This is a genomic window from Streptomyces sp. 71268 (genome assembly GCF_029392895.1).
Classification (GTDB): domain Bacteria; phylum Actinomycetota; class Actinomycetes; order Streptomycetales; family Streptomycetaceae; genus Streptomyces.
This window is the reverse complement of record NZ_CP114200.1, coordinates 1,263,543-1,290,151: the sequence shown is the minus strand read 5'-3', so window position 1 is coordinate 1,290,151 and position 26,609 is coordinate 1,263,543. Positions and strand designations below refer to the sequence as shown.

Annotated in this window: 17 protein-coding genes, 1 tRNA gene and 2 pseudogenes; 12 read left to right on the top strand and 8 right to left on the bottom strand. The window is 75.6% G+C overall.

Going from position 1 to position 26,609, the window contains the following annotated elements; genetic code table 11:
- Window positions 1–860 precede the first annotated feature (860 nt).
- The 5 genes and pseudogenes from OYE22_RS04885 to OYE22_RS04865 form a co-directional block, all read left to right on the top strand.
- A pseudogene (locus tag OYE22_RS04885) lies at window positions 861–2,621 on the top strand (lipid II flippase MurJ); the annotation flags it as partial.
- A 298-nt stretch (window positions 2,622–2,919) separates the two neighbouring features.
- Window positions 2,920–3,747 (top strand): polysaccharide deacetylase family protein, encoded by an 828-nt coding sequence (locus OYE22_RS04880; RefSeq protein WP_277319250.1) that lies wholly within the window; start codon window positions 2,920–2,922, stop codon window positions 3,745–3,747.
- Window positions 3,744–5,114 (top strand): glycosyltransferase, encoded by a 1,371-nt coding sequence (locus OYE22_RS04875; protein WP_277319249.1) that lies wholly within the window; start codon window positions 3,744–3,746, stop codon window positions 5,112–5,114. Before OYE22_RS04880 ends, OYE22_RS04875 begins: the two co-directional genes overlap by 4 nt.
- Before the next feature lie 457 nt (window positions 5,115–5,571).
- The gene (locus tag OYE22_RS04870; RefSeq protein ID WP_277319248.1) at window positions 5,572–6,504 is read left to right on the top strand and encodes a hypothetical protein; all 933 of its coding nucleotides are present in this window, start codon (window positions 5,572–5,574) and stop codon (window positions 6,502–6,504) included.
- Window positions 6,501–7,871: a GNAT family N-acetyltransferase gene (locus OYE22_RS04865; RefSeq protein ID WP_277319247.1), complete on the top strand. Its 1,371-nt coding sequence runs from the start codon at window positions 6,501–6,503 to the stop codon at window positions 7,869–7,871. The genes OYE22_RS04870 and OYE22_RS04865 overlap by 4 nt, the downstream gene beginning before the upstream one ends.
- A gap of 34 nt (window positions 7,872–7,905) precedes the next feature.
- Here the strand turns inward: OYE22_RS04865 and OYE22_RS04860 are convergent, their stop codons facing one another.
- Entirely contained in the window at window positions 7,906–9,102 is a 1,197-nt protein-coding gene (locus tag OYE22_RS04860) for a glycosyl hydrolase (protein ID WP_277319246.1), read from the bottom strand.
- A gap of 232 nt (window positions 9,103–9,334) precedes the next feature.
- Window positions 9,335–10,282, bottom strand: coding sequence for a LysR family transcriptional regulator (locus OYE22_RS04855; protein ID WP_277319245.1), 948 nt, complete (start codon window positions 10,280–10,282; stop codon window positions 9,335–9,337).
- 137 nt (window positions 10,283–10,419) lie between these two features.
- Here OYE22_RS04855 and OYE22_RS04850 point away from each other — a divergent pair.
- Window positions 10,420–11,613: pseudogene (locus OYE22_RS04850) on the top strand (MFS transporter); the annotation flags it as partial.
- Window positions 11,614–11,738: 125 nt separating this feature from the next.
- Here OYE22_RS04850 and OYE22_RS04845 read toward each other — a convergent pair.
- From OYE22_RS04845 to OYE22_RS04835, 3 genes are all read right to left on the bottom strand, one after another.
- Complete coding sequence (locus OYE22_RS04845) at window positions 11,739–13,805, bottom strand: GTP-binding protein (RefSeq protein ID WP_277319244.1); 2,067 nt, start codon at window positions 13,803–13,805, stop codon at window positions 11,739–11,741.
- A gap of 256 nt (window positions 13,806–14,061) precedes the next feature.
- Window positions 14,062–15,798: an MFS transporter gene (locus OYE22_RS04840; RefSeq protein ID WP_277319243.1), complete on the bottom strand. Its 1,737-nt coding sequence runs from the start codon at window positions 15,796–15,798 to the stop codon at window positions 14,062–14,064.
- A gap of 538 nt (window positions 15,799–16,336) precedes the next feature.
- Window positions 16,337–16,421: transfer RNA gene (locus OYE22_RS04835), tRNA-Leu, on the bottom strand.
- Window positions 16,422–16,659: 238 nt separating this feature from the next.
- On the opposite strand from OYE22_RS04835, the gene OYE22_RS04830 reads away from it, so the two are divergent.
- The 3 genes from OYE22_RS04830 to OYE22_RS04820 all read left to right on the top strand — a co-directional run bounded on the left by OYE22_RS04830 (window position 16,660) and on the right by OYE22_RS04820 (window position 19,483).
- A complete protein-coding gene (locus OYE22_RS04830) occupies window positions 16,660–17,997 on the top strand; it encodes a M20/M25/M40 family metallo-hydrolase (RefSeq protein WP_277319242.1) in 1,338 nt (445 codons plus the stop codon).
- Between the two features lie 205 nt (window positions 17,998–18,202).
- The gene (gene chpH / locus OYE22_RS04825; RefSeq protein WP_277319241.1) at window positions 18,203–18,436 is read left to right on the top strand and encodes a chaplin ChpH; all 234 of its coding nucleotides are present in this window, start codon (window positions 18,203–18,205) and stop codon (window positions 18,434–18,436) included.
- Between the two features lie 141 nt (window positions 18,437–18,577).
- Window positions 18,578–19,483 carry a chaplin gene (locus tag OYE22_RS04820; protein WP_277319240.1) on the top strand — a complete coding sequence of 302 codons (906 nt, stop codon included), beginning with the start codon at window positions 18,578–18,580 and terminating at the stop codon, window positions 19,481–19,483.
- A 134-nt stretch (window positions 19,484–19,617) separates the two neighbouring features.
- Here the strand turns inward: OYE22_RS04820 and OYE22_RS04815 are convergent, their stop codons facing one another.
- Complete coding sequence (locus OYE22_RS04815; protein ID WP_014059547.1) at window positions 19,618–19,806, bottom strand: DUF5703 family protein; 189 nt, start codon at window positions 19,804–19,806, stop codon at window positions 19,618–19,620.
- A gap of 47 nt (window positions 19,807–19,853) precedes the next feature.
- Here OYE22_RS04815 and OYE22_RS04810 point away from each other — a divergent pair, with 47 nt between their 5' ends.
- Window positions 19,854–20,531: a hypothetical protein gene (locus OYE22_RS04810; protein ID WP_277319239.1), complete on the top strand. Its 678-nt coding sequence runs from the start codon at window positions 19,854–19,856 to the stop codon at window positions 20,529–20,531.
- Window positions 20,532–20,672: 141 nt separating this feature from the next.
- Here the strand turns inward: OYE22_RS04810 and OYE22_RS04805 are convergent, their stop codons facing one another.
- Together OYE22_RS04805 and OYE22_RS04800 are read right to left on the bottom strand one after the other, a co-directional pair.
- Entirely contained in the window at window positions 20,673–23,393 is a 2,721-nt protein-coding gene (locus OYE22_RS04805) for a helix-hairpin-helix domain-containing protein (RefSeq protein WP_277319238.1), read from the bottom strand.
- Complete coding sequence (locus OYE22_RS04800) at window positions 23,390–24,373, bottom strand: aldo/keto reductase (protein WP_277319237.1); 984 nt, start codon at window positions 24,371–24,373, stop codon at window positions 23,390–23,392. Before OYE22_RS04800 ends, OYE22_RS04805 begins: the two co-directional genes overlap by 4 nt.
- A gap of 127 nt (window positions 24,374–24,500) precedes the next feature.
- Between OYE22_RS04800 and OYE22_RS04795 the strand changes: the two genes are divergently transcribed.
- Together OYE22_RS04795 and OYE22_RS04790 are read left to right on the top strand one after the other, a co-directional pair.
- Window positions 24,501–25,550, top strand: a complete 1,050-nt coding sequence (locus OYE22_RS04795; protein WP_277323983.1) for an LLM class F420-dependent oxidoreductase — start codon at window positions 24,501–24,503, stop codon at window positions 25,548–25,550.
- A 235-nt stretch (window positions 25,551–25,785) separates the two neighbouring features.
- The gene (locus OYE22_RS04790; protein WP_277323982.1) at window positions 25,786–26,574 is read left to right on the top strand and encodes a ferritin-like domain-containing protein; all 789 of its coding nucleotides are present in this window, start codon (window positions 25,786–25,788) and stop codon (window positions 26,572–26,574) included.
- Window positions 26,575–26,609 lie beyond the last annotated feature (35 nt).

Here is a 26,609-nt window from a genome sequence, read left to right as displayed (position 1 = left end):
CCAACCCGGCGCCAGCCCCGCAGCGGCCCCCGCGCCCCGTCCCCCCGCCCGCCCCGACCAGCCGGCCGACCGACCGGCCCGCGCGGGGCGGCGCACCCGGTTCGGCTGACCCGACCGCGCGGGGCGGCGCGCCCGGTCCGGGCGACCCGACCGTGCGGGGCACGGCGTCTGACAAGGCCGGCACGAGGACATCCAACGGCTCACCCGGAACGACGGGGCCCGCCGCTGAGGGCGCCCAGCCCGCTCCCTCGGCCGGCCCCGCCCCGTCCGCCCGCCCCGCTCAGTCCGCTGGGCCCTCTCAGTCCACCGAGCCCGGCGCGCGACGACCCGTCGCCCGGCTGACGTGGCTGGGCCCGCACGGCGCGTCGCTCGACCCCGTGGACCCGGGCGGTGACGGGCTGTCGCCCCTGCTCGCCTCCGCCCCGTCGCCGGCCACCTTCCAGGTGACGTCCCCCTACCCGGTCGTGCCCACCGCGTCGACCAGGCCGGACACCTCGCGCACCCCCGTGGAACCGGACGCCGCGCCGAGCGCCCGTACCCGGCCCGCGCCACCCACCATCACCCCGTGCCCGCCCCCGGCATCCGCTCCGGAGTCCACTCCGGGCCCTGGCCCGCGCCCGTCACCCGCCGCCCGCACCTCCGACAAGCCGACGCCACCGACCCCGCCGAGCCCATCGACCCCACCAAGCCCCCCGGCCTCACCGACGCCTCGGCGCGGCCCCGCCGCCCCGACAGCCGCACGGGTTGCCACCGAGACGCCCGTACCGTCCACCTCACCTACCTCGCTGATCTCACTGACTTCCTCCACCTCGCTGGCCTCAGCGACCTTGTCGGCCTCGTCAGCTTCGTCGGCCTCGTCAATGTCCCGCACCTCCCTCGCCTCGCCGGCCACGCCGACCCCCGCCTCGTCGAGCCTCCCCGCGAGCCCGGGCCGGTCGCCGCTCCCACCGATCTCCCCAGCCCCGCACGGCCCGCCCGTACCGCCTGCGGCGGCGCCCGCGCGGGAGCGGGCGCCGCGCGGAGCCGAGCGGTTCGTGGCGCGGGCGGCGGCCGTGACGGCGCTCCTCACCGCGTGCGGTGCGCTGTTCGGGCTCGTACGCGATCAGACGATCGCCCGCCTCTTCGGCGCCACCGGCGCCACGGACGCCTTCCTCGTCGCCTGGACGGTGCCCGAGGTCGCCGCGACCCTGCTCATCGAGGACGCCATGGCCCTGGTCCTCATCCCGGCGTTCAGCCTCGCGCTGTCCCGGCGTCAGGCCGCGCCCACTTCCGTCGCGGAACCCGCGCGGACCCCGGGCGCGGTGGACCCGGTGCGCGCACTGGTCGCCGCCACGGCCCCGCGCCTGTGCGCCGGGCTGGCCGGTGCGGCCCTGCTGCTCGCGCTGGCCGCCCCGTGGTGCGTGGACCTCCTCGCGCCCGGGCTCACGCGCCCCGCGCTCGCGGTGGACTGCACCCGCCTGACTGCCCCGACCGTCCTCACCTTCGGCGTCGCGGGCTACCTCAGCGCCGCCCTGCGCGCGCACCGCAGCTTCGTGCCGCCCGCGGCGATCTACGTCGCGTACAACCTGGCCATCATCGGCACCGTGCTGGCCGTCGGCGACCGGTGGGGGGTGCGCGCCGCGGCGCTCGGGGTCGCGGCCGGCAGCGTGCTGATGATCCTCGTACAACTCCCGGCCTTCTCCCGCACGGTGGCCGTCTGGCCCCGCGCCCGTCATCGACCCCGCGCTCGTCACCGCCCCACCCCTCGTCCCTCCCGTGTTCGACTCCGCCGCGTGTCGTGGCCGCGCGGCGCGGCTGTGCCCCTCGGGCTCGCCGTGCTGGCGCCCGTCGCGCTGTTCACCCTCACCCGGCAGGCGCAGGTCCTGGTGGAACGGTTCGTCGCCTCCTCGCTGACACCCGGCGCCATCTCGCACCTCAACTACGCGCAGAAGGTCGCCCAGGTCCCGATGGTGCTGTCGCTGATGATCTGCACCGTGACCTTCCCGCTCGTGGCCCGCGCGATGGCCGACGGCGAGCGGGAGCGCGCCAGGCGCCGCGTGGAGCGCGACCTGTACCTGGCCGGGCTCGTTGTGCTCGTCGGCGCCGCCTACGTCATCGGCTACGCCCCCACGTTGGTGGAACTCCTCTTCCAGCGCGGCGAGTTCGACGCCGACGACACCTCCGTGACCGCCTCCGTCATGCGCGTGTACGCGATCGGCCTGCTCGGCCACAGCCTGACCGGCGCCCTGGTCAGGCCGTTCTTCTCGGTCGCGCGGCCGACCTGGTACCCGGCGCTGGCGATGCTCGGCGGGCTGCTGCTCACGACGGCGGTCGGGGTGGCCACGGCGCCGCACTGGGGCGTGTACGGCATCGCCCTCGCCAACGCGCTGGGGATCACCGCGACCGCCGCGCTGTTGCTACGCGGCCTGAGCCGGCGCATGATCCCGCTCGACGTGCGCCGGATGGTCGCGGGGCTCGGCCGGCTGGCGGCGGCCGCCGCCGTCGCGAGCGCCGTGGGTGCCGTCGCCGCCCACCTGGCGACCGCGTCCCTGGCCGCCGCCGCGTACGGGCTGTGCCTGGTGCCCACCGTGTTCGCCGCGGCGGCGCTCGCGCTGCGCGCGCCCGAGGTGGCCGAGCTGCTCGGCTCGGCCGGTGGGACCGCGCGTCGGGCCGCCGCCCGCGCGGCCCGCCGCCTCCCGGGCCGCGCCGGCCGGCCCTCCGCCCGCTCCGACGATCCGCCCGACGGCCACCCAGGCGACGGCTCCGACAGCGACCCTCTCGACGGTCACCGCGACGACCCGCACCACCAGGCCGCCGTCCGCGCCGCCCGCGCCGACTCCGGCCGCGACCCCCACCGCGCCGACCGTCCCCGCCGCGCGCCGCACACCCGCCCCGTACGAGACGACGCAGCACCCCGCCCGCCCCGTCGAACGGACCCCCATGACCACTGACCCGCTCCGCGCGCTGGGCGCGCGCCGTCCGCGCGGTGCCCACCCCATCCCGTGGCTGCTCATGTACCACTCGGTGGACCACTCCACCGACGACCCGTACCGGATCACCGTCACGCCCGGCCGACTGCGCCGCCAACTCGGCTGGCTGCGCTCCCGTGGCCTGCGCGGGGTGGGCGTGGCCGAACTGCTGCGCGCGTACGCCGCCGGCCGCGACGCCGGCCTGGTGGGCCTGACCTTCGACGACGGCTACGCCGACTTCGTCGAGCACGCCCTGCCCGCGCTGCGCGAACACGGCTGCACCGCCACCGTGTTCGCCCTGCCCGGACGTGCCGGTGGGGACAACGCCTGGGACCCGCTCGGCCCCCGCAAGCCCCTGCTGACCGAGGACGGGCTGCGCGCGGTGGCCGACGCCGGCATGGAGATCGGCTCGCACGGCCTGCTGCACCTCCGGCTCTCCGGCGCGGGCACGGCCACGCTGCGCCGCGAGACGGAGCAAAGCCGCGCGGAACTCCAGCGCGTCACGGGCCAGCCCGTGACCGGCTTCTGCTACCCGTACGGCGCGGTCGACCAGCGCGCCATCGACGCGGTGCGCACGGCCGGGTACGACTACGCGTGCGCCATCGACGCCGGGCCGCTGACCGGCCCGTACGCCCTGCCGCGCAGCCACGTCGGGCAGGCCGACAACGCCTGGCGGCTGGCGGCCAAGCGGCTGCTGCTTCCGCTGCGCCGCCGGCACCCCTTCCCCGCCCCGGCCGGGCCCGTCCCAGCCGGGCGGCGTCGCGGCGCCGACACGCTCCCCGGGGCGGCGGTGCGATGAGAACGCTGCACGTCATCACCGGCCTCGGAGCCGGCGGCGCCGAGCAGCAGTTGCGCCTGCTGTTGCGTCACCTGCCGGTGCACAGCGACGTCATCGCCCTCACCCACGCGGACGCGGTGGCGCGCGGCCTGCGCGCCGACGGCGTGCGCGTCCTGGACCTCGGCATGCGCGGCAACCGCGACCTGACCGCACTGCCCCGGCTGACCCGCGCCATCCGCGCGGGCCGCTACGACCTCGTCCACACCCACCTCTACCGCGCCTGCGTCTACGGGCGGATCGCCGCCCGGCTCGCCGGCGTACGGACCGTGCTGGCCACCGAGCACTCCCTCGGCCACACCCACATCGAGGGCCGCCCGCTGACCGCCGGCACCCGCGCCCTCTACCTGGCCACCGAGCGCCTGGGCAGCGCCACCGTCGCCGTCTCCGGCACCATCGCGGACCGGCTCCGGGACTGGGGCGTGCCCAGCGAGCGGGTGCACACCGTCCCCAACGGCATCGACGCGGCGCGCTTCCGCCACGACCCCGCCGCCCGGGCCGCCGCGCGCGCCCGGCTCGGCATCCCGCACGACGCCTACGTGGCCGGGGGAGTGGGGCGCCTGGTGCCGGGCAAGCGGTTCGACGCGGCGGTACGCGCGGTCGCCGCGCTGCCGGACGTCCACCTGCTGCTCGTCGGCGACGGCCCGGAACGCGCCGCGCTGGCCCGCCTGGCCCGCATGATGGGCGTGGCCGACCGGGTCCACCTGGTCGGCGAACGCGACGGCGCCGTCGCCCCCTCCGCCCCCGCGCGCGGGACAGCCCCGCGCGGGGACACGTACGGGCACACGCACGGGGACGCCCACGGGGGCACGGCGGGCGATCCGGAGGGAGGCCGGGCGGCGGAGATCCCGGCGCTGCTCGCCGCGATGGACGTGTGCGTCTCACCCTCCACGGAGGAGGCGTTCGGCCTCGCGGTGCTTGAGGCACTGGCCGCCGGGTTGCCCGTCATCCACGTCACCTGCCCGGCCATCGACGAACTCCCGCTCGCCGACGCGCCCGGCGCCCAGCGCGTCGGCCCCAGCACCCCCGAACTCACCGCCGCCCTGCGGGCGCACGCCGCCAGGGGAGCACAGCGCCTCCCCGTCCCGCCCGCCGTACGCCGCTACGCCATCGAGCGCACCGCCGACCAGCTCATGTCCCTCTACGCCCGCCTGCACGCCGCCGCGACCGACCCCCACGCCCCGCCGCCTGCCGCCCCGACCCACCCTCCGTACCCGGCCCCGGCCCCCGGGCGCGGCGCGCGGCAGCGACCGTGGCCCGCGCGCGGCACCACCCCGGGCGGGCCCCCACGCACGACGGACCACCACGACCTCAAGGACGCCAAGAGGTGAGCAGCCCCATGCCCAAGACCCCCACCGCCCCGGCCAAGCGGACGGCGGCTCGCGTAGGCACCCCCGGCGGCCCGCCCCGCGACACCCCCGCCGACGGCACGCCCTGCACCCCAGCCGGCCCGACCGACCCCCGGCGACGGACGACGCGTCGGCCCCGCCCCCGGGCCCGGCGCCCGCCCCCACCAGCAGCGCCCCAACCGCGCCCGCCGATGCCTCCGCCCCAGCGCCCACGACACCGCCCGCCAAGGAAGCCGCCAAGCCGCCCACCAAGGAAGCCGTCAGGCCGCCCGTCAAGCCGGCCGCCACGCCGCGGCCGAAGCCCGCCCCCACGTGGGCCGCGAGCAGAGCCACCCCCGCCGCACCGCGCCCCAAGCGGAGCACCGGCGCGGCCAAGGACCGGCAGCGCACCGGCGCGCACGGCGGCTCCGATACCCAGGACAACACCACCGCGCGCCCGATGACCCCCACCGCCGACACCCCGCACGCCAGCGCTCCCGACGCCCCGCCCACCGCCCCGCCCGCCGACGCCCCGGAGACCGGCGACCCCGCCGGCGAGGCCGCGGCCGTCGCGCCCGCGAAGGCGCCGGCCGCGAGCGAGGTGGCGGACGGTCCGGCGGAAGCGCCGGACGCCGCCCGCGAGGCGGCGCGGCCGGCCCCGGGCACGGCCGCCACCGACCCGGCGGCGTCGGTCACGCCGTCCGTCGCGCGGCCGAACGCCGAGCGGCCGCCCGGCGGGCCCCGGCCCGTCGCGGCACGGTGGGGGGCGGTGCGGTCGCGGCTGCCGGGGTGGTGGCCGGTGGCGCTCGGCGCCGCGTTGGGCCTCGCGGGCGGCGGCGCCTACGGAGCGCTCGCCACCCCCGAGTACACCGCCACCAGCTACGTCGTCGCCGTCGCCAAGGACGGTACGGACCCGGCGACCGCGCTGGGCTTCGCTCAGGCGTACGGCCGTATCACCACCGGTGGCGCCGTGTTGGGCGCGGCGCAGCGCACCACCGGGATGCCCGTGGACGACCTCCGGGCCAGCGTGCGCACCGCCACCTCGCCCGACGCCCCGATGATCGAGGTCACGGGGGCCGACGCCCGCGCCGGCCGCGCCGCGACCACCGCCAACGCCGTCGCCCACGCCCTGGCCGAGCACGCCAACCGGTCCGCACGCAGCACGGGGGTACGGCTCACCGTCTTCGCGCGGGCCGTGCCGCCCACCGCGCCCACCTCGCCCTCGCTCCCCATCTCCCTCGCTGTCGGCGGCTGTGCCGGCGGGCTGGTCGGCGCCCTCGCCCTGCTCGTACGCCCGCGTCCCACCCCCGAGCCCCGCCAGGCCGGCGGCCCCGAGCCCTACCAGGCCGGCGCCCCCGACTCGCTCCCCACTCCGGCAGCGGAGCCGCGATGACCACCCACCAGCCGCTCCACCCGACGCCACCCTCCGCCACCCACCCATCAACACCAGCCCCCCTGACACCGGCGGCCACGGCGGAAGTCGCCCCACCCACCCCGGCCATCACACTCACCACCCCGACAGCACCCACCACCCCCGCGCCGTCCGAGCGGCTCGTCGTCACCGTCTGCCGCGACCCGGAGCAGTTCGGGGCGTTGGCCGACGCGTGGGACGGCCTGTACCGACGGTGCGCCGCCGCCACCCCGTTCCAGAGCCACGCCTGGCTCCACTCCTGGTGGCTCTCGTACGGCCAACGCGGCCGGCTGCGCCTAGTGCTGGTCCACCGCGAGGCGTCAGCGACGCCCGAGCCGCCGCAGTCGCCCGAGCAGGTCCACGCCTCCGCCGCCCCCGCTGGTACGCCCGCCGCGCCGGCCCGGGAACTCGTGGGCGCGGCGCCGCTGATGCTCCGCTACCGCCCGCTGCCCACGCTGTTCCCGCTCGGGCTCGACATCTCCGACTTCTGCGATTTCCTCCTCGACGACCGCTGTCCCCGGGCCGCCGACGCGCTCGCCACCGGGCTGCGCCACCTGGCCCGCACCGCGCTGGTCGAGCTTCGCGAGGTGCGGCCCGGGGCGGCCGCCGAGCGCGTGGTCGAACGCTGGCGTGGCCCGGTGCGCCGGCGCGCCGACTCCGTGTGTCTGGAACTGCCCGGCGTACCCATGGACGACCTGTTGCGCAGGCTCTCCGGCGCCAGCGCGCGCAACGCGCGCCGCAAACTGCGCCGGGTCGACGAACTCGGCATCACCCACCGCGCCGTGGCCGAACACGAGGTGCCCGGAGCCGTGGCCACCATGCTCGCCCTGCACGGCCAGCAGTGGCAGGGGCGCGGCGTCACCCCCGAGCACCTGCGGCCCCGCTTCGCGGAACACCTCGCCCGCGCCACCCGCCAGCTGGTGCGCACCGGCGACGCGGCCCTGACCGAGTACCGGCTCGGCGACCTGGTCCTGGTCAGCGAGGTCACGCTGTTCTCCCGCCACCTGGCGGGCGGCTACCTCTACGGGGCGCACCCCGAGGCCCGCGCCAAGGTGGACATCGCCACCATGCTGCTGCGCCAGGACGCCGCCCGCGCCACCGCCACCGGCCGCCGCGTGCTCAGCCTGCTGCGCGGCGACGAGCCGTACAAGCGGCACTGGCGGCCGGAGACCGTCGTCAACCGGCGCCTGCTGCTGGCCCGTCGCCGCCTCGCCCCGGCGCTGTGGCTGCGCGCCGGCCACCTGACGGCGCGCGGCGCGCTCGCGAACCTCGCCCGCACCAGGCTGCCGGTCCTGCTCGCCTGGCGGTCGCGCCTACGCGCCCGCCGCACCGGCGGCACGCCGCGCTGACGCCGCACGCGCCCCCGTCGGCTCGCACCTACGGTCAGTCCGCGTCCGCGTCCGCGTCCGCGTCCGGGCCCGGGTCCGAATCCGCGTCTGGGTCCGAGCCTGGGTCCGTGTCCGTGTCCGTGTCCGGGTGTGCCGCCGCGGCGGCCAGCTCCCGCCGGAACGCCTCCGTCGACTTCGGGCTCCGGCCGCACTCCCAGACCCCGTGCGGGCAGTAGTCCGTGATGGTCTGGTAGACGGGCGGGTGCGCCGCCATCCACTCCAACATCCCCCGCACGAACGCCGGGTTGTCACCGTTGCGGAAGAGTCCCCACTCCGGGTACGAGATCGGCTTGCCGTGCGCCGCGGCGAACTCGACCTGGTGGCGCAGCCCGTACGGCTGGTTCACGTAGTCCGCGAAGTCCTCACCCGGGGGCTGGTCGTAGGAGTCCATGCCGAGGATGTCCACCACGTCGTCGCCGGGGTAGCAGGCGGTCCACCCGATGGCGTCCTCCCCTCGGCTGGGCGCGAAGTCGAAGCGCAGCCGCTGCCCGGGCACGGCGCGCATCGCGGTGACGACGCGCCGCCAGTACGCCCGCCACGCCGGCGGATCGGGCGCGCACCGGCCGGTGTACGTCACGCCGTTCATCTCCCAGCCGAGCACGATGACCGTGTCGGGCGCCCCCAGTCGCACCAGGCGCCGCGCCAGCGTGCGGAAGTGCCGGTCGAACGCGCCGTCGGCGCCCCGCCGCAACAGCGCCCGCACCTCGTGGTCGGGCACGCCCGCCTCGTTGCGCTCCAGCATCGGCACGTTGAGCACGAGGAGGCGCGCGGGGTCGGCCCGCCGCCACTCGGTCCAGGGCCGCAGGAACTCCGGCCGCCCCTCGATGTTGGACCACAGGTCGCCGGGGAGGTACGTGTGCCCGACGCGCAGCGTCGGCCCGCCCAGCCACCGCTGGAATTCAGTCATCCGCCGCAACGCCTCCGGGCCTGAGCCGAGGAAGGCGCCCATGGGAGCCGCGGCTCCCGAGCCGCCCCGCGCGGTCGTGGTGGCGGCCGGCCGCGACGGGGTGGCGGGCGCCGGCGCGGGCGGCTCGCTCGCCGCCTGCCGGTGCGCGGCGGTGGCGGGGGAGGGGGGCGAACTCGCGGCACCGCCACCGCCGTTGTTCCCCGTGACCAGGCCGGCGAGCAGTACGGCGGCGCCGACGGCGGTGGCCCCGATGGCGCTCGCCGTCCTCCGACGTCGGATGACCATGACGCTCCCTCCGCGCCCCGCGACCCGGGGACGCCGGTACCGACCTGCGATGAGGCTCAGCTATTCCACGCCCGCGCGCACCCCGAAACCTCGCCCGCGCCCCACCACCACGCCGCGCCGGCCCGTACCACCACGCCGAGCCACCTCCACCGGCGCGCACCCAGGCAACCCGCGCCCGGCGCCCGCGCGCCACCACGCCGGGCGCGGACGGCCGGCGCCGCGCGCCACCCGGTTACGGCCGCCGGGCCGCCGGCGCGCCCCAGGTCGGGAGCCAGACGTGGGCGTCGGGCGGGTGCGTCCGCCTGGAGTGGAGGTAGCCGCGCAGTTCGCCGAGCCCGGGGTGCGGGTTGTCGGCGCGCCAGATCAGGGACAGTGGATAGAGCGGCGCGGGGTCGCGTATGGGAATCCGCCGCAGGTCGTAGCTGTCCGGCCACAGGTACCGCGAGCCCTCGCCGACCAGGGTCGACAGGTCCGCCGAGCCGGCGATCTCCGCGAGCAGCGTCTCGTTCCCGAAGACCGGCCCCACCACGTCGATCGTGATGCCGAAGGCGGCGGACAGCTCGTCGTAGTAGGTGGCCACCTCGCCACGGGCGTCGAGGCCCGGCATCCGGATGCGCCGCCCGACGAGTTGCCCGGGCGTGACGGCCCGGGCACCGGCCAGCGGGTGCCGCGGCCCGACGAGCAACTGGTGCGGCTCGTGGATCAGTTGGGCCGACCTGACGGCGTCCGGCAGCTGCTGCCGGGGCGGGACCGCGTGGAACGTGGCGTCGATGGTCCCCGCCTCGACGGCGGCGATCGCGCCCTCCACGTCGGCGTCCAGGGTCACCACGTCCAGGGCGAACGCCGGCCGCGTGCGGTAGAAGTCCTGGAGCAGCCCGGCGGTCACGATCCGCCGGTTGACCACGTCGACCCGTAGCGCCCGCCGCCCCGGCCGCACGGACGCGTCGGCCCGCTCCGCCACCCGGAGCAGCTCGCGGGCGTGCGGCAGGAACGCCTGGCCGTCGACGGTGAGCCGGGCCCCGCGCGCGGTGCGCGTGAACAGGCGCACGCCGAGCCCCTTCTCCAGCGTGGCGACGCGCTTGGAGACGGCCTGCTGGGTGACCGACAGCTCGGCGGCGGCTTCCTGGAACTGGCCCGCCGCCGCGACGGCGACGAAGGTACGTACGGCTTCGAGGTCCACGCCGGCCCACCCTAATGAACAACCAACGGTTGTGAGCCGCCCCCGGGACAGTTGTTTGACCTGCTGTGGAGCGCCTCGCTTAGCTCTCTCGCGGCAACGTCGGTTTGTTGGGTCGAGACCTCAAGAGGCGCGCGGGCATGGTGGGCGGAAGGCGGCTGGGCCGGCGGTTCGGCTGGCTGTGGGCGGCGTACGCGATGAGTGCCTACGGGTCGGGACTGGGCTTCGGCGCCCTCCCGCTGATCGCCGTGCTGGTGCTGGAGGCCAGCCCCGCCGAGGTGTCCGCGCTGTCCGCGATCGGGCCCGCGGTGGGCGCCCTGCTCGCGGTGCCGCTCGCGCCGTGGGTGGAGTTCCGGCGCAAGCGCCCGGTCATGATCGCGATGGACCTGATCCGGTGCGCGGCCATGGCCACCATCCCGGTCGGTTACGCCTTCGGCTGGCTGAGCCTCGCCCAACTCCTGGTGATCTCGGCCGTGGTCGCCGCCACCAGGATCGCCTTCAACGCGGCCAGCGGCGCCTACCTCAAGGTCCTCCTCCGCCCGGCCGACCTGCTCGTGGCCAACGCCCGGTTCGAGTCCACGAACTGGAGCTCCATCGCGGTCGGACCACCGCTGGGCGGGGCCGCGATCGGCCTGTTCGGACCGGTCGCCACCGTGGTCGCCGACGCCGTCAGCTACCTGCTGTCCGCGCTCGGCATCACCGCGATGGGCGGCCGGGAACAACCACCACGCCCCGCCGCCTCGCACCCACCCCGCGCGGGCACCGTCCTGGACGGCTGGCGCCACATCGCGGCCGATCCCGTTCTACGGGCGCTCTACCTCAACAACCTGCTCGTCGCCGGCCTCGTCATGGCCACCGAACCGTTGCTGGCCGTACTCCTCCTGCGCGACCTCGGGTTCGCCCCCTGGCAGTACGCCCTCGCCTTCGCCGCCCCCTGCCTCGGCGGCCTCGTCGGCTCCCGGCTGGCCCGCCGGGTCGTGGCCCGCCACGGCCAGCACGCCGTCTTCCGGACCGTCGGCACCCTGCGCGTCCTCTGGCTGATCGGTCTGGCCTTCGTCGGCCCCGGCGTCGTCGGCCTGGTCACCGTGATCGCCATCGAGCTGGCGATCATCGTCAACATGAGCCTGTACACCCCGGTCCTCGCCACCTACCGGCTCGAACACACCCCCGGGCACCTCGTCGCCCGCACCCTGTCGGCCTGGTCCACCGGTCAGCAGGCGGCCATCGCCCTGTGCACCGCGCTCGGCGGCCTGCTCGCGAGCCACACCGACCCGCGCACCGCCCTCGCCGTCGCGGGCCTGCTCGCCCTGGCCACCCCCCTCCTGCTGCCCCGCGCCCCCCCACCCGCCGCCGCACCCCGAGCCGACACCGGCCCGCGGCGACGCCTGAGCACCGGCGCCCCGTACGCCCGCGTCCCGTACGGGGGGCGGCTCCCGGAGCCCGAGCCGCCCCCGTACGCCTACCGCTCGCGCAGCGACAGGTGCCGCAGGTACGCGGCGCGGTCCAGCGGATCGCCGTCCGTACGCGCGCGGCGCGGTACCGCCCCGGTCACCGCCCGGTCGCCGGACGGGCGCGACCACCACACCACCTCGCCGCCCGTCAGCCCCGGCAGCCGCCGCTGGACCGCGTCCACCGCCCGCGCGGGCAACGCCCCGCGCACGCGCCACGCCCCGGCCCCCGCCGCGTCCGTCCCCGCGCCGCCGGTGACCGTGGTGTCGGGCCCCGACTCCACGACCTCGGCGCCCCGCGCCGCGAGCAGGGCCAACACCGCCGGCAGATCCGCCCGTGGCAGCTCCAACTCGAAGGCGTGGTACGGCTCGTAGACCCGGCAGCCCGCCCCGGCGACGGCCCGCATCAGCACCAACGGCGTCAGCCCGCGGAAGTCGGCGGCCGTGCTCAGCACGCTGTTGAAGCCGCACCGGTACAACGTGACCACGCAGTCGGTCACCGGCCACCCGTGCACCCCCTGCTCCAGGGTGTCCCGCACGGCCGACTCCACCGCGCGGTGGAAGGCCAGCGGCAGCGAGCCCAGCTCCACCCCGAGGCGGTAGCTCACGCCTGACCCCGGCTCCCCGGGCTCCACGCGCAGCCCGACGGACGCCCAGAACAGCGTCTCCTCGCGGTCGCCCATCCCCTCGTACGCCTCCGCCCGGCCCACCGGCCGCTCCAGGCAGCGCACCCGGCTCGGCTCGAACTCGGCCTCGACGCCGAACTCGCGGCTGAGCGTCGCCGCGATGACCTCCTTCTGCACCTCCCCGTAGAGCAGCACCGCCGTGCCCTGGCCCGGCACGGTGCGCGCGCCGATCAACGGGTCCTGGTCGGCGAGGGCCGTCAGCGCGGCGTGCAGCCGGGGGCCCTGCCCCGACTCGCGCGGCACGGCCACCGCCTCCAGGGTCGGTGGCGGAAACCGGAAGGCGGCCACCGGCGGTTCGCCCGTGCCCGTCGTGGCGGGGTCCCCGAGCTGATCGCCCACCCGCGCCTCGGCCAGCCCCCACACCCGCGCGATGTCACCACCGCCCATGGCGTACGCCCCGCCGCCCCGGCCCCGCCCGGCCGCCCCGGGCTGCTTGGGCGCCGCCCTGACGACCTCCAACGCGGAGATGCGGCCGGCCCGTTCGACGACTCCGCCGTCCGGGCCGACGCGGCGCAGGCTCACCCGCTGACCGCGCCGAGGTGACCCGGCGCGCATCCGTACGTAACACACCTTCTCGCCGCCCGCGTCGCGCTCGATGGCGAAGACCGTGCCCCGCGCCGCCTCCCCGGCCCGCGGCTCGGGCGCTGTCGGCAGCAGCCCCACGACGCCCTCGACCAGCGCGGCCACGCCCTGCCCGGTCAGCGCCGAGCCGAAGTAGAGCGGGTGCGCCAGACCGGCGGCCGTCTGCGCGACCAGCGCCGCGCGCACCTCGTCAGCCGACGGCGGCTCATCGCCGTCCACCAGCCGCGCCAGCAGCCCCTCGTCGTGCTCGGCCAGTACCTCGGCCAGCTCCGTCGCGACGGCGGCCGACTCCAGCGCACGCGGCACGGCACGGGCCCGCCGGCTCCCCGCGTCCCGCACCTCGCTCAACGCCACGACCCGTGGCGACAGCTTGCGGCGGATGTCCGCGAGCAACCCGCCCTCGCGCGCGCCGGTACGGTCGATCTTGTTGACGAACACCAGGGTGGGCAGGCGGAGCGCGCGCAGCGTCCGCATCAGGACCCGGGTCTGCGGCTGCACGCCCTCCACCGCGGAGAGCACGAGCACCGCCCCGTCGAGCACCGCGAGCGCCCGCTCCACCTCGGCGATGAAGTCCGGGTGCCCCGGGGTGTCGATCACGTTCACCTGGCGGTCGCCCACCAGGAAGGGCGCGACGGCCGTCCGTACGGTGATGCCGCGCTGGCGCTCGATGGCGCCGGTGTCGGTCTGGGTGTCCCCGGCGTCCACGCTGCCGAGCCGGTCGATGCTGCCGGCGTCGAACAGCAGCCGCTCGGTCAGACTGGTCTTGCCCGCGTCAACGTGGGCCAGGATGCCGATGTTCAGGGTAGTCATGGGTGGCGAAGTCCTCGGAAACACTCGTCAGATAGGGGACCTGGGAGATTCCGAAAACTCGCCGCATCTGCGCTCCTTGGAAGTGCCGCGCCCACCGGACGGGGACGCCGGCGCATTCTGACACCACCCCACCCCGCCGGGCACCCGATTTACGCCCCGGCTCCACCCCCTCCGGCAACGCGAAAGGGGCCCCGCGCACGGGGCCCCTCCTACCGCTCTCTCCTTCTCTGCCCGGCCGCGCCCACCGCTCGCGCCGCTACCGGTTCGACCGGGCCTCCAGCAGCCCGTCCGGGCAGGCCGTCCCGCGCGGGAACTTGTAGCGCCCGCCGATGTGGTACGTGCCGGGCGAGGGCGCGTGCAGCACCGTCCACTCGTCCTCCGGCTCGCCCTCCGGCGTCTCCTGGACCTCCTTGGTCAGGCAGCCCTGGACGTTCACCGGCGGCGCGCCGTCCGCGCCGGCGCGCGGCGGCTCCACGTTCTCGCCCTCGCCGTCTATCAGGCCGAGCCAGGGCGAGTACGGGACACGCAGCAGGACCGGGCCCGGCTTGGCCACCTCGATGGTCAGCTCCTCGGCCGCCGCCCGCTTCACGGTGGCCGCGCCCTCGGCCAGCGGCGTGGGGTCCTTGACCCGGTACAGCTTCCAGTTCGCGTCGGACCACACCTCGTCCAGGTACGGCTGGCCCGCCGCCACGAGTTCGGCCTCCTCCTCGCCCGCCCCGTCGAGCCGGTCCTTGGTGGGCAGCACGACGAAGTGCACCGCCCACCGCCCTAGCCAGGCTCGGTAGCTGTCCGGGGTGAGCCGCCCCTCCTCGTAGAAGATCGGGTTACGTCCCTTGTCCGCCTGCCGGTTCCAGCCGCGGGCCAGGTTGTAGTGCGGGGCGATGGTGGAGGACTCGACGTGGCTGCGGGCGGGGATCACCTCGACCCGGCCGCGCTCCGCGCCCGCCCGGTCCAACTGGTCGAGCAGCGGCCGCAACTCGCGTGACCAGGACTGTGACGGCGTGGTCTTGATGACGTCGGCGGTCGACTGGGAAGCCTGCCCGATGGTGACCACCGCGATGGCCACCGTCAGCGCCGCCCACTTGCGGCTCAGCGCCCGCGACAGGCTCAGCCGTGGCATCGCGAACGGCGGCACCATCGCGAGCAGCACCACACCGCCGAAGATCATGCCGAACCGGGTGATGTTGGACCCGATCTGCGAGGGGATCGCCCACACCAGCACCACCGCGAGGCCGTACAACAGCGCGGCCACCCGCACCGTGCGCCACTGCTTGGGCGCGAAGAAGTACGCCGCGGCGGCGCTCAGGAACGGCACGAAGGTCGAGGAGAAGTTCATCGGCATCGTCCCCGAGAACGGGAACAGCCAGGCCGAAAGGGCCACCACCACCGACGGCGTCACGCCGAGCGCGTAGGCGGCCATCCGGCGCTTGGTCAGCCACAGCGCGGCGGCCACGATGCCCACGTACAGCCCGGCCACCGGGCTGGCCATGGTCGCGAGCGCGGACATCAGCGCCGCCGTCCCGCCCCGCGCCAGCCGGTGCGTCCAGCGCGCCGAGCGCCACCGTCGCGGCCAGGCGAAGACCACCGCGACCGCGGCGAGACCGAACATCAGGCCAAGCCCGAACGTCACCCGCCCCGAGGCCGCGTTGAAGGTCAGCGCCACCGCGCCGTACAGCGCGGGCAGCATCGGCCGCCGCACGGCACGGCTGCGCACCAGCAGCAGCGCGATGAGCCCGGCGGACAGCGTGCCGGCGATCACCATCGTGGTCCGCACGCCGATCCCCGCCATCAGATAGGGCGAGATGACGCTGTACGAGACCGGGTGCATGCCGCCGAACCAGGCGAAGTTGTACGCGTAACCCGGGTGCTCGGTCGCGAACGTCGCCCACGCGTCCTGCGCGGCGAGGTCGCCACCGCTGTTGGCGATCAACAGCACCCATAGCAGGTGCAGCACCGCGGCCAGCGCCAGCGAGGCGCCCACCGGGTGCGACATGAGGCGCGTCACACCGACTCTGACCCGCGCGCCCATCCCGTGGGCAGGCGTGGCGGCGTCGCGCTGACTGATCGGTTGACTACCCGTCGCGGTCATATCGGCGGCGGCATCGCCGTCGCTGGCGTCGGCCCGGGCCGGGCCGTCGGTCGTCACTGCGGTTCTCTCCCCAGTCTTCCCCGAGGTCTTCCCTTGTCATCGACCCGGTCCCCCCGGGACCCGCCGCACCGATTCCGGCTTCAAGGCGGCCTTCGACGCTAGCACAGCGCGGCTGACGACAACTCGCCGGACGAGCGCCCCGGTTACCCTCCGGCCGGCCCGCCGCACCACCACCGGGCGCCGCCCCGCGCCGGCCCACCTGGCACGACGACCACCTCCGGACCGGGCCCCGTCGACGCGGACCGAGCCCCGGGCGTAGGAGATCTCCACACCGTCGTGGCCGGGCCCCGGGGGCGACCGGCGACCGGCCGCTGGTCACGCGACGGGTCACGACGTCACCCGAAAAGCAGAAAAACCCCAGTTCAACTGGGGTTCTCGCGAGTGTCCGAGGGGGGACTTGAACCCCCACGCCCGATAAAGGGCACTAGCACCTCAAGCTAGCGCGTCTGCCATTCCGCCACCCGGACCAGGTGTTTGTCGGCTGGGCCGTGCCCGTTCCGACGTGGAAAACCATAGCAAACATCCAGACGTGCTCGATCACACGGCCGGTCGCCCCCGGAGGGGGTGTGACGAGGACGTGTCAGCGGCATTACCGCCTTGGGCTGGGCGGGCCGGCGCGGGAGTATGGACGGCGGACCACGCCACGGGTGGCTCCGCCCGGGGGCGGGAGGCGGCGCGCGGCGTCACGAACGATGAGGAGGCAGCGTGAGCGAGTCGAACCCGGTGGCGACCGGTTCCACCACCGTCACCGGTGAGAACGAGGTCGTCGACCTGTGCCGGGACCTGATCCGCATCGATACCAGCAACTACGGCGACCACTCCGGACCCGGTGAGCGCGCCGCCGCCGAGTACGTAGCGGAGAAGCTCGCCGAGGTCGGCCTGGAGCCCCAGATCTTCGAGTCGCACCCGGGGCGGGCCTCCACCGTCGCGCGCATCGAGGGCGAGGACCCCTCGCGCCCCGCGCTGCTGATCCACGGGCACACCGACGTCGTCCCGGCCAACGCCGCCGACTGGACGCACGACCCCTTCTCCGGGGAGATCGCGGACGGCTGCGTCTGGGGTCGCGGCGCCGTGGACATGAAGGACATGGACGCGATGACCCTCGCGGTCGTGCGCGACCGGCTGCGCACCGGGCGCAAGCCCCCGCGCGACATCGTCCTCGCCTTCCTCGCGGACGAGGAGGCGGGCGGTACGTACGGGGCGCGCTACCTGGTGGACAAGCACCCCGGCCTCTTCGAGGGCGTCAACGAGGCGATCAGCGAGGTCGGCGGCTTCTCGCTGACCGTCAACGAGAACCTGCGGCTCTACCTGGTGGAGACGGCCCAGAAGGGCATGCACTGGATGAAGCTCACCGTGGACGGCACGGCGGGCCACGGTTCGATGATCCACAAGGACAACGCGATCACCGAGCTGAGCGAGGCGGTGGCCCGGCTGGGCCGGCACGAGTTCCCGGTACGGGTCACCAAGACCGTCCGCTCCTTCCTGGACGAGCTCTCCGACGCCCTCGGCGTACCGCTCGACCCCGAGGACATGGACGCCACGCTGGAGAAGCTCGGCAGCCTCGCGAAGATCATCGGGGCGACGCTGCGGAACACCGCCAACCCGACCATGCTCGGCTCCGGGTACAAGGTCAACGTGATCCCCGGGCAGGCCACCGCGCACGTGGACGGCCGCTTCCTGCCGGGGTTCGAGGAGGAGTTCCTCGCCGACCTCGACCGCATTTTGGGGCCGCGGGTCAAGCGCGAGGACGTGCACGCGGACAAGGCCCTGGAGACCACCTTCGACGGGGCGCTGGTCGAGGCCATGCAGACCGCGCTGCGCGCCGAGGACCCCATCGCACGGGCCGTGCCCTACTGCCTGTCGGCCGGCACGGACGCCAAGTCCTTCGACGACCTGGGCATCCGTGGCTTCGGCTTCGCGCCGCTCAAGCTCCCGCCGGAGCTGGACTTCGCCGGCATGTTCCACGGCGTGGACGAGCGGGTTCCGGTGGACGGGCTCAAGTTCGGGGTCCGAGTGCTCGACCGGTTCATCGACGCCTGCTGAGCGCCGGTCGCCGCCCGTGACGTGGGTGGCGACCGCTGACGGGACGGCGCCGGTGAGTCCGGCATCGGCGCGTTCCGCAAGTGACGCGCTCGGGGCGTTAGCTGAGAAGAGTGAAGGCCCAGTTTGGTGCGTTGCTCGATTACCTCCTCTTCGTTACAGGGTGTGCGGTCCGCGGCTGGGGCCGCATTGCCAACAAGGAGGAAGAATGATCAAGAAGGTCGTCGCTGCTGCGGCTGCCACTGGTGGTCTGCTGCTCGCCGGCGCGGGCGTTGCCGCCGCCGACTCGGGCGCCCAGGGTGCCGCTGTGGGCTCCCCCGGCGTGGTGTCGGGCAACAACGTCCAGGTGCCTGTCCACGTGCCGGTGAACGTGTGCGGCAACACGATCTCCGTGATCGGGCTGCTGAACCCCGCCGTGGGCAACACCTGCATCAACAAGTGACGTGATGACTCACTCCCGTAGGGGGTGAGACCCGGGCGGCCCCGGAGTGCGCGCCATGCACTCCGGGGCCGCTGGGCATTGGCGCGGGCGCGGTCGCGCACTCGCGTATTCCGGACGGCAAGAATCAGGGGAACCAAACCTATGCGACAGGTCGCGAAGAAGGGCCTGATCACCATGGCCGCAGCCGGCGGCGTATTCGCCGTGGCCGGCGGCTACGCACACGCGGACTCGGCCGCCCACGGCGCCAGCTCAAACTCGCCGGGCGTCCTTTCGGGCAACAACGTGCAGGTACCAGTGCACGTCCCGGTCAACGCGTGCGGCAACACCGTCGACGTCGTGGGTGCGCTCAACCCGGCCGTCGGCAACAGGTGCGCCAACGTGGACAGCCACGCCGCCAAGAGCGACACGGGCCGGGCGGGCGACGCCGGCAAGGCAACCGGAACTCGGCAGTCCAAGCCCGCGGGGAAGGGCGCCTCGGGTGAGCACCGCGAGGTCACCCGCTCCGCTGGAGGGGCCCAGGCGGTCGGCGGGGCGCACGGTTCGCCCGGCATCGGCTCGGGCAACAACGCCCAGGTGCCGGTGCACGTGCCGGTCAACGCCTGCGGCAACACCGTCAACGTCGTCGGACTGCTGAACCCGGCCGTCCGCAACAAGTGCGGCAACGTGACCGGCCCGGTGTCCCACGAGGGGCCGCACCAGCCGCCCACGCGCGAGCGCGAGGAGGTGGCGCCGCCGAAGCAGCAGCCGAAGCCCGAACCGCGGCCCGAGCCCGGGGACAAGCCGGGTCCCACGGAGAAGCCGCGTGCCGAGCAGCCGCCGACGTCCCGGGTGGAGACGCCGTCGAGGACCGAGACACACATGGAGCGCGGCGAGGAACTGCCCGCGTCCCGCTCCGGGGACCCCGGGGGCTCCATCGAGCGGGTGGCCGCCGAGACCGCCGAGCAACTCGCTGAGACGGGCGCCGGGACCCTGGCCATCGCCCTGCCCGCCGGCGCCGGCCTGCTGCTCGCCGGCACGGTGCTCTACCGCAGGGCCCGCGCCGTCTAGCGGCCGACGCGCGCGGCGTCCGGTGCCGGTCGACCGAGTCGACCGGGCACGCCGGCGGCCCGAGCGGGCGCCGCCCACCGGCAGGCACGGCTCGTGAGCGGCGCGGGCCCCGTCCGTACGGGGCCCGCGCCGCTCTACCAGGTAGCGCGGAGTTGCCGGATGATCCGGCGGCGCAGCCGCACCCTGCGGCTGCCGTCGGGGTTGAGCCGTAGGCGGTCCAACTCCCAGTGTCCGTACTCGGCATGGTCGGTCAGCAAGCGGGTCGTGGCCTTGCGGGAAACCCCCCGAGGCACATACACATCGCAGAATTCGTATTCCGGCATCGCATCTATTGTGCGGGAACTGGCCTGGTACGGATAGCGTCTGCACTATGTCTGATGCTGCGCAGCCATCCGCTGCCGAGGTACGCGCCGCCGCCGAAGCGGTCAAAGCCGCACTGGACCGGCACCTCGATGCCGTCGAGCGGCGGGTCGGCGGGGACGACCCGGCCGTCTACGCCGCGTTCAACGAACTGGCCGCGGCTGCCGAGACCTATGACGAACTCCTCTACGACGCGTACGACGAAGTCACGCCCTTCGAGATCCCCGGCGACGACTCCCTGCCCGCGTACGACGGGCCGGAGGAACCGAACGCCCTCAGCGTGCTGATCCGCCGGGACTACGCGGTGGCGGAGCCGCAGCGGCTGCTCTCGCAGGCCCAGCGGATCGCCGACCTCGATCCGGACGGGGCGTCGGGCAACGGCCTGCCCGGCAAGGGCGCGGCGGCGACCGTCGGCAGCAGCGTGCACGCCGCGCTCGGCGTTCTCTTCGGTGAGTACGAACCCGATGAAATCGCCTCCCGGCACAAGGAGTTCGGCCTTGAGGAGGGCGATTCGACGCTGTGGGTGGCGGCCGCGGACGAGCCCGCCGACCCGGGGGAGTGGCTGGCGGCGCCGTTCGACCACGCGGACCCGCAGCGGATCGTGTGCCGCTTCGACGTGAGCGCGGTCTTCGACGAGGAGCCCGACGACGTCGACGACGACCTGGAGCTCATCGACCCCGAGCCCTGACCCGCCCCGCACGAGCCGCCCGAGCCGCGCCGGGCCCCCGGCGAACCGGGGGCCCGGCCGGGCGGCCGGGCGGCGTCCTCGCGGCGGTCGGCCGGGGTGAGCTCAGGCGCTGCGCGCCGCCCGGCGGGTGGGTCGCGCGGGTCAGGCCGTCGCGTTCTGGGCCCGCAGCAGGGCCCGCAACCGCGTCGTGCGCTCGGCGGCCGGGACCTCGGCCACCGCGTGCGGCAGGGCCGGGCCCGCGCCGTGGACCACGGACAGGTGCCGCTCGCCGCGGCTGAACGCCGTGTAGACCCAGGCCCGGGTGAGCAGCGGGCCCGCGTCCCCCGGGAGGACGACGACGGTCGCGGGCCAGCGCCGGCCGGCCGCCTGGTGCGCCGTGACCGCCCAGCCGGGTCGCAGGGCGTCGGCGACCCGGGCCCGCGGCACGAGCACGTCCTCGCCCCCACAGTCGAGGCGCAGCCCGTCGGGCTCGGCCGCGGTCACCGTGCCCGTCACGGTGCGCCCCGGGGCCACCGCGTACGCGACCCGGTCGCCGGGGTCGAAGCCGCCGAACCGGCCGGGGCCGGGGTTGAGACGCTCCTTGAGGGCGGCGTTGAGCGCCCGGGTACCGACCGCGCCGCCGTGGCCGACGGTGATGACCTGGATGTCGGGTACCGGTACGCCGATCGCCCGTGGCACCGAGTCCGCGACCAACTGCACGGTGCGGTGCACGGCGTCGCCCGCGTCCCGCACGGGAACGATCACCACCTCCTTGCCGGGCGCCTCCACCTGCGTCAGCTCGCCGATGCCGATGCCGGAGACCAACTCGCCGATCGGGCCGGGGTCCGGTGTGCGGGAGACCACCTGCGGGCAGGCGCGGGCGGCCACCAGATCGGCGAAGACCCGGCCGGCGCCCGCCGACCACAGGACCCCCGGATCGCCGCTGAGCACCAGCCGCACGCCGTCCGGCAGCGACTCGACCAGCGCCGCGGCGGCCTCCACGTCGAGCTGCGGAGCGTCGAGCACGGCGAGCAGGTCGAGCCGGAAGGCGCCGTCCGCGTCCCGGCCCGGCCCCTCGGCCCCGGTCAGCAGTCCGGCGACCGTGACCGCCAGCGCGGCGGGCAGGCCGCTGTCCGCCAGCGCCGCGCCGAGCCGCCGGCGGCCGTCGTCCGTGTGCGCGGCGGCGTAGGCGCGCAGGCCGCGCGCGTGCGCGGCGGCGACAACGGCCACGGCCTCGGCACGGGCGCTCTCACCCCCGCTGTGCGTCACCAGTCCGTGCCCCGCGACGGCCCTGACCAGTTCGGCGGCCGACGGCGAGGGGGCGGCGCCGGCGAGCGCCTCCCAGTCGGGCGCCGGGCCAGCCGCTCGCGCCTCGGGCTCCGCGTCGGTCTCCATAGCCTCGTCGGTCTCGGTCTCGGTCTCGGTCTCGGTCTCGGGCTCGGTCTCGGTCTCGGGCTCGGTGCCGGTCGCGGCGTCGGCGGGCGCGTCCGGTTCGAAGGTGTTGATCACCCGGGCCAGGCCGTCGGCCAGGCTCTCCTCGGCCAGTGCGTACCGGTCGAGGCCCAGCAGCACCCGGACGGGCTGCTCGGCCTCCTCGTCCCCGGCCGCCGGGGCCGCCCCCGGGGTCTCCAGGGCGTCCTGGAAGACCAGCACCACGCCCTCCGCCACGGCGTCGCGCAGGGCCTCGTCCGGGTCCGGCACGGCGTGCTGGGCGAGCGCGTCGCGCAGCGTGGCCGACTCGCGGGCCGTGTGGCCTTCGAGGGCGGCCCGCTCCAGCAGCCAGGTGACCAGTGCCCGGGAGCGGCGCTCGTCGCCGGGGCCGCAGTCCGGGCCGAGCAGGGCCCGCGCGAAGCCGTCCGCCTGCTCGGGGCGCACCCCCGGGACAGCGAGCAACTGCCACGGGTCGTCCCGCAGGACCGCAGCGGCCCCCTCGCCCAGGGCCCGTACGACCTGCTCGGCGAGGTGTGGCGGCGCGCCGCCGGCGGTCAGCACCTGGCGGATCTGGTCCAGCTCCGCCGGCCCGACCCCGGGGCCCGCCGCCGGCATCCGCGCCCCACCGCCACCACCGGCCGGCGAGCCGGCACCGGACGGACCGGCTCCGGGCCCGGCTCCGGGCGCCCCGGCCGTGGCGGTCGGGGCCGGCCCGGAAAGAGGCGCTCCGCCCGAGTCGGCGCCGCCGAACCGGGTCGCGGGGCCGGTGTCGACCGGGCCCGTGGGCCCGGTGCCGTGCGGGGCCGCTGCCTGCGGGCCGCCCGGCGTCGGCGCGGCTCGGCCGGGGGAGGCCGAGCGCGCGGCATCGGGTCGGGCCGCCCCCGACCTGCCTCGCGTGGTGAAGAACGAGGCGGCGTCGGCCTCGCCCCGCTCGACGGCGCGCACCGCGGCGGCCAGCGCCTCGGCCGCGGCCGACCGCTTCCCGCCACCGGTGGCCCCACCGGCACCGGCCGCGCCCGGCACCGTAGCCCGCTCGCCGGCCGGGGACTCGGCGGCGGGGGCCGCCTCCGAACCCGCGTCGCGCGCATCCCGGGGCCGCGCGTCGGCCTCGCCCGCCGGGTCCGTCTCGCGCGCAGGGTCGGCCTCGCCTGCCGGGCCCGCCTCGCCCACCGGGTCCGCCTCGTCCGTCGCGCCGGCCTCGCGCGCCGCGTCGGCCGGTGGCGCGGGCCGCTGGTCCGCCTCGGCGTCCGGGGCGGCCGCCGCCTCGTCCGCTTCGGGCTCACCGGGCCGCTCGGCCTGGTCGCGCGGGGCCACCGCGGGGGCCGGGTTCGCGGACGCCGGGTCCTCGGGGGTGTCCGGCGAGGGGTCCGGAGCGGTGGCGTCCTCGTCGCGCGGTGCGGGGTCTCCCGCGGTGGCGGAGGCGGCCTCGCCCGCGGGGCGGTCGGAACTCACAGCGTGCTCCAGTCGTGATCGGGATAGCGGTGCACGGGCGCTGAGACGTCGTCCAGCGCCTGGCAAATCTCGTCTGGAAGCGTAAGCGCCTCCACTGACAAAGCCGCCCTGAGCTGCTGCGCGGTGCGCGCGCCGACGATCGGGGCGGCCACTCCAGGGCGGTCCCGCACCCAGGCGAGCGCCACCTGCAGCGCGGTGGCGGCCAGCCCGTCGGCGGCGATCGAGACCGCGTCGACGATCCGGCTGGCCGCGTCGTCCAGGTACGGGGCGACGAACGGCGCCATGTGCTCCGACGCGCCCCGCGAGTCCGCCGGCGTCGCGTGCCGGTACTTGCCCGTCAGCACGCCCCGGCCCAGCGGCGAGGACGGCAGCAGCCCGATGCCGAGGTCCAGGGCGGCGGGCAGCACCTCGCGCTCGATGCCGCGCTGGAGCAGCGAGTACTCCATCTGCGTGCTGGCGAGCCGGGTCCGTGGGCCCGCCGACGCGAGCTGCCAGGTGGCCGCCTTCGCGAGCTGCCAGCCGCAGAAGTTGGACACCCCCGCGTAGCGCGCCCGGCCGCTGCTGACCGCGATGTCCAGGGCCTGCAGGGTCTCCTCAAGCGGGGTCGACGCGTCGTACGCGTGGATCTGCCACAGGTCCACGTAGTCGGTCCCCAGGCGTTCGAGGGAGGCGTCGAGGGCGGCCAGCAGGTGGCCACGGGAGCCGTCGAAGCGGCGGTCCGGGTCGGGCACGCTGCCCGCCTTGGTCGCGATGAGCAGGTCGCGGCGCGGCACCAGGCCGTCGAGCAACTGCCCGAGCAGGTACTCGGCGCTGCCGTCGGCGTACACGTCGGCGGTGTCCACGAGCGTGCCGCCCGCGTCCCAGAAAGTCTTGAGCTGGTCCGCCGCGTCGTGCTCGTCGGTGTCCCGGCCCCAGGTCAGCGTGCCGAGCCCGATCCGGGATACGCGCAGGCCCGTACGGCCGAGATGCCTCTGCTCCATGAGCGCTGACATTACTGGCCGGGCCACGGCCCGTGGTGGCCTGTGGATAAGCCAACACTGCCGCGCTGGACACATGCGCGCTAGAGTCCCCGACATAGGGACGTTACTGATGAGTAAGGGGAGCGGCATGCGGCTCGGCATCAACCTCGGCTACTGGGGTGCGGGAATGGACGCGGACAACCTCGCCGTCGCGCAGGAGGCGGATCGGCTCGGGTACTCCGTGTGCTGGGCGGCCGAGGCGTACGGGTCCGACGTGGCCACCGTGCTCTCCTGGGTCGCCGCCCAGACCGAGCGGATCGACGTCGGCTCGGCCATCTTCCAGATCCCGGCGCGCACCCCCGCGATGACCGCGATGACCGCCGCCACCCTGGACTCGCTCTCCGGCGGCCGGTTCCGGCTCGGCCTCGGCGTCTCGGGCCCGCAGGTCTCCGAGGGCTGGTACGGCGTCAGGTTCGACAAGCCGCTGGCCCGCACCCGGGAGTACGTGGAGATCATCCGCAAGGCGATGGAGCGCACGCCGCTGCGCCACGAGGGCCAGCACTGGACGCTGCCGCTGCCCGACGGTCCCGGCAAGGCCCTCAAGCTGACCGTGCACCCGGTGCGCGAGCGCATCCCGCTCTACATCGCCGCCATCGGCCCGAAGAACCTGGAGCAGACCGGCGAGATCGCCGACGGCGCGCTGCTGGTCTTCTTCGCCCCCGAGCACGCCGAGGAGACCACGCTTGGCGCGCTGCGGGCGGGCCGCGCCAAGGTGGGCAAGGACCTGACCGGGTTCGACCTGGTGCCCACCGTCCCGCTGGCCGTCGGCGACGACGTACGGGCGCTGGCCGACCAGTTCCGCCCGTACACCGCGCTGTACGTGGGCGGCATGGGCAGCGCCAAGCAGAACTTCTACAACAAGCTCGCCCAGCGCATGGGGTACGAGCGGGCCGCGGCCGAGATCCAGGACAAGTACCTCGCCGGCGACAAGAACGGGGCCGCCGCCGCCGTGCCGCACGAGTTGATCGACGCCACCGCGCTGGTCGGGCCCGTCGAGCGGATCGCCGACCGGATGCGCGCCTACGCCGAGGCCGGGGTGACCACGCTGTCGCTGGCGCCCGCGGGCTTCACGCTGGAGGAGCGGGTCGCCGGCCTGCGGGCGGGCGTCGAGGCGCTGGAGCGCGCCGGCCTCGCCTGAGCCTCAAAGGGAGGGCCGGAGAGGGGCGCGGCCGTGGTGGGGGCTCGGGGGTCTTCCCCGCCACGGCCGTCACGGAGGACAACGCCCCACCCGGCGGCGCGGTTACGGGCCTCGCGGGGCCGCTCCGTCACCCGACCGGCCCAGCCGTCCACGGCACCTGTTGCCTCCCGGAGCACGCGGCATTCGACTGGTTCTCCACGCATGTGGCGCGTGTTGCCCGACGGAGGTGGCGATGATGCTCTCGGCCCGCGGTGTCTTCCAGGAGATCCTCGACAACGACGACTCCTTCCGGCTGTTCTGCTCCATCGCGGCCAGCGGCGAGTCCCAGGGCGGCTGGGAGAACGCCCGCATCGCCGCGCTCGTACCCGAGCGCGAGCGCGCGATGACGCCGAAGATCGCCCGGCACGGCGCGGACGAGGACAAGCACGGCCGGATCTTCCGGGCCCTGCTGCGCAAGCGCGGCCTGGAGCCGATGGACGTACCGCCCGAGACCGACTACACGATGCTCCTCGAACGCCGGGGCATCGGCCTCGCGCACGACAAGCTGCGCCGCGACGAGCCGCTGACCGAGCGCGACATCGTCGGCTACCTCGCCCACAGCCGGGTCACCGAACAGCGCGCCTCCGAGCAGATGCGGCTGCTGCGCGGGCACTTCGCCGACCACCCCGACATCGGCCGCGCGGTGAGCATGATCTCCGACGACGAGGACAACCACCTCGCCTACTGCCACGAGGAACTGCTCCGGCTGGCCGCGGCCGGCTACGGCCGCATGATCCAGGCCCTGCTGCGGGAGAGCGCCCGCGCGGAGATCAGGGTCCACCACGAGGTGAGCCTCGCGGTGATGGGCCACATGGGACGCCTGCTGGGCTGGTCGAGGACCAAGAGCGCGCTGCTGGCCGCGGGCGTGCACGCGATGTACGGGTACGAGGTGGCCGGCGGCTGGCGGCGCATGGTCTCCCTGCGGATGCCCGAGCGGCGCGACGCGCTGGGCGGGCCCGCGACGGCGGCGCCCGAGTTCGCCTGACCCGGCGCCCGGACGCCGACCCCGCCTCCCCGGGC